The sequence below is a fragment of the Lentibacillus kimchii genome (assembly GCF_042666895.1).
Taxonomy (GTDB): domain Bacteria; phylum Bacillota; class Bacilli; order Bacillales; family Amphibacillaceae; genus Lentibacillus; species Lentibacillus kimchii.
The window spans coordinates 1-2,784 of record NZ_JBHTGR010000043.1 but is presented as its reverse complement, the minus strand read 5'-3'; the positions used below and the strand labels follow the sequence as shown (position 1 = coordinate 2,784).

The following is a 2,784-nucleotide window of genomic DNA, read 5'->3' as shown; positions in this document are numbered from 1 at the left end:
GTGAAGGTTACATTGTCAGCGGACGAAAAACAGATGAATTCAAAGCAAATATGAGTAAACAAGAGAATTTCGCCTTACATGTCTAAAATATAGGGGCTAATCCGAAATTGTTTTGAATAAAGACCTTTGGTTCTAATAAATTTCCATTGATTTCAGTTAGTGTTAGATGTTTCGTTAGAAATTCTGTTAGACGTTGGACGGTTATTTTCGTACATCGAAGAAACATTTTCATCATTGCTTTTCGGCTGTTGATAAAGCGATTTTTGAATGCTTTCTGCAGCGACATCTTGGATGCCTGGTATAATATGCGAATAAGTATCTAAGGTCGTTTGAATGGACAGATGGCCCAGTCGTTCCTGTACTACTTTTGGATGGACACCAGACTGTAATAGAAGAGTGGCGTGGGTGTGTCTTAACCCATGAAAGCTAATTTTTGCTACACCACTTTTCTTGATTGTGCGATTGAACACGGTCCGCAGATAAGTTGGCAGCATATACCCGCCATCTGAAACAGCGCAAACCAGGTCTTTATCATCGTAATCAGATCCAGCTTGCAACTTCTGTTTCTCTTGTTTACGCTTGTGACTTTTTAGAATATCAATTGTGTCATCGTCCAGCTTAATGGTGCGGTAGCTCGTCGATGTCTTTAATTGGGACGATAAATACCATTTGCTGTTTTCATGTTTTTTCAATTGATGTGTAACCGACAATGTTTTATTTCCAAAATCGACTTTCGACCATGTTAGGCCAAGCACTTCCCCGCGACGCATGCCGGTTGCCAGAGCAAGGATAATTGGCAATGCATGATTTTTACTATTCAAATGGGCCATAAATGTCTGGACTTCTGCTTGTATCCAATACTCTTTTTCCTGCCTGTCTAATTTAGGGGGTTCAATATCTTCCATAATGTTTTCATCAATGCCATATTTCTTTCCTTTTGCAATTGAGCTGGAAAGGATCCGGTAAATATGATGTTTACTGCGTTGTGATAATTCTTTTTCGGAAACTTCGTCCATAAATGATTCGATATGGTGACTTTTTAATTTGTTTATCTTCAAGTGGCCCAACTGGAATGATGTGCTTGCGCATATAATAAGACTCATAATGTTCATACGTGCCCTCAGATACCGCATTCTTTTTCTTTTGGAGCCATTGTTCAAAGTATTCCAGCATGGTCATATTCGCTGGATCTGTGTATCCCTGTTCCAATTTGTTGATGATTTTCGGTAAGTCCTTTTCTGCATCTTTCTTTCGTTCATATCCGGAGAACCACTTTTGCTTGCGCTTATTTTTGTGATCCTGTCCCAGATCAATAACAACATAATATTTTTGGCCTTTTTTAGCAATGTGTCCTCTCATATGTATTCCTCCCTTTGCTGATACATATCCAATCTCTGTCGTGCAAATTGGTATTCTACACAAAACAGATTAACAACATCATGGACTGTTAATGGCTGTACGTTATCCAGCATAAATGTTGGAACACAGAAGTGATAAGCAAAATGGTCCGCCTGGTACTCCTGCAGATCCCGGAAAAGATAGCACATAACATACTGGTTACCGGCATGTCTTAAATAATGACCCAACTCATGGCCAAATAACTGCCACTCACGCTGTTTTGTTGTTTCCCTGATGACTATGTCATTATCGATTATAAAATTGACACAGCCATAGTGTATGTTAATTCCCAAACTATTTGCGATACGTTTAATGCTCATCTGCTGCGGTGTGGTTATCCGCATATCTCTGTATAAGGTCGTGATGAAGTCTTCAAGATGCGTAATGGTATCATCTCCATTTAGAACTAGTGTTCGATTTAGGTTTAAAAAAACGGTGTACTTATGTACACCGTATTTTTAAAAGTTTTGTTAATTAAGTCATTTTAATTGTTTAGTAAACTGCAAGAAAATCTTGGTCTAAAGTTTTAAGTTGTTTATTATAACTTTTGATTTTTTTCAATTTCTTGGGAAACTTCGTTATATTTATCTTCACTTAAAACTTTATCACCAATATCAATAATATTATACTCTTCTTCGTGCTGAAGATATTTAAAATTTTCATTTACAAGTGAAAAAAACACTTGATTATTGCTTGTAAAAAGACTTTTTTCTATAGCACTAAACATTTGGGTTAATGATTGAGTTGTTGCTTCATCTTTTATAAAAGAATCCATACATAGCGGTAAATTATATATGCCATATTTTTCAATTAAGGAAAAATAGGTTAGATAATAAGCTAAAAACTTTTTATTTTTGTCAATACCACTCCCATTGAATTTTTTGAAGGAAAGAAATTCAAGTTCATTCAGGTTGGTATTAGACAAAATAATTTCCATTTGGTTGATTTTTGATTTATAGGAAGAGGATAATTCTTTTCTTAATGACTTTTTATCTTTATTTAATTCCTCAACTCTCTTTTTGAGTGTTTTAATTTCATTATCTAAATTTGATTTATGTAATAATTCGCTATTAACACGGTCATTCATTTCATTAAGTGCAATTGATTTTGCCTTTGAATCAATATACTCGTCTATAGTTAATAACTCTTTGGATCTTTTTATATAAGAATTAATCTTTTCAATATCTTTATCTAATCTAGTTTTATCCAGCTCTAGTTCTTCTATATCTTTTTCATACTTTGATATATTACTTAATACTTCATCACGTAAATACTGCATTTCAAAGAGAGCGTAAAATAGTTTGTGTAAATCGCAATGACTCAATAATGGTCATAGAAAAAGGAAGACCCTTTCCTGTAGAATAGAGTTAGCCAAAACACACCCAC

General features: G+C 34.7%; 4 protein-coding genes. All 4 read right to left on the bottom strand.

All coding sequences use genetic code 11. The features are described 5' to 3' along the window. Window positions 1-152 precede the first annotated feature (152 nt). On the bottom strand, window positions 153-1,016 hold the full coding sequence (locus ACFQU8_RS10050) for a site-specific integrase (protein ID WP_382359434.1): 864 nt from the start codon (window positions 1,014-1,016) through the stop codon (window positions 153-155). Beyond that, window positions 976-1,359 carry an Arm DNA-binding domain-containing protein gene (locus tag ACFQU8_RS10045; RefSeq protein WP_382359431.1) on the bottom strand — a complete coding sequence of 128 codons (384 nt, stop codon included), beginning with the start codon at window positions 1,357-1,359 and terminating at the stop codon, window positions 976-978. The genes ACFQU8_RS10050 and ACFQU8_RS10045 overlap by 41 nt, the downstream gene beginning before the upstream one ends. Further along, window positions 1,356-1,742 (bottom strand): ImmA/IrrE family metallo-endopeptidase, encoded by a 387-nt coding sequence (locus ACFQU8_RS10040; RefSeq protein WP_382359428.1) that lies wholly within the window; start codon window positions 1,740-1,742, stop codon window positions 1,356-1,358. The genes ACFQU8_RS10045 and ACFQU8_RS10040 overlap by 4 nt, the downstream gene beginning before the upstream one ends. A gap of 194 nt (window positions 1,743-1,936) precedes the next feature. After that, window positions 1,937-2,677: a hypothetical protein gene (locus ACFQU8_RS10035; RefSeq protein ID WP_382359427.1), complete on the bottom strand. Its 741-nt coding sequence runs from the start codon at window positions 2,675-2,677 to the stop codon at window positions 1,937-1,939. Between the last annotated feature and the right edge of the window lie 107 nt (window positions 2,678-2,784).

Excerpts from the sequence above, each read along its gene's own strand:
- ACFQU8_RS10050 (WP_382359434.1), bottom strand. The coding sequence starts at position 1,016 with ATGGACGAAGTTTCCGAAAAAGAATTATCACAACGCAGTAAACATCAT.
- ACFQU8_RS10045 (WP_382359431.1), bottom strand. The coding sequence starts at position 1,359 with ATGAGAGGACACATTGCTAAAAAAGGCCAAAAATATTATGTTGTTATT.
- ACFQU8_RS10040 (WP_382359428.1), bottom strand. The coding sequence starts at position 1,742 with ATGCGGATAACCACACCGCAGCAGATGAGCATTAAACGTATCGCAAAT.
- ACFQU8_RS10035 (WP_382359427.1), bottom strand. The coding sequence starts at position 2,677 with ATGCAGTATTTACGTGATGAAGTATTAAGTAATATATCAAAGTATGAA.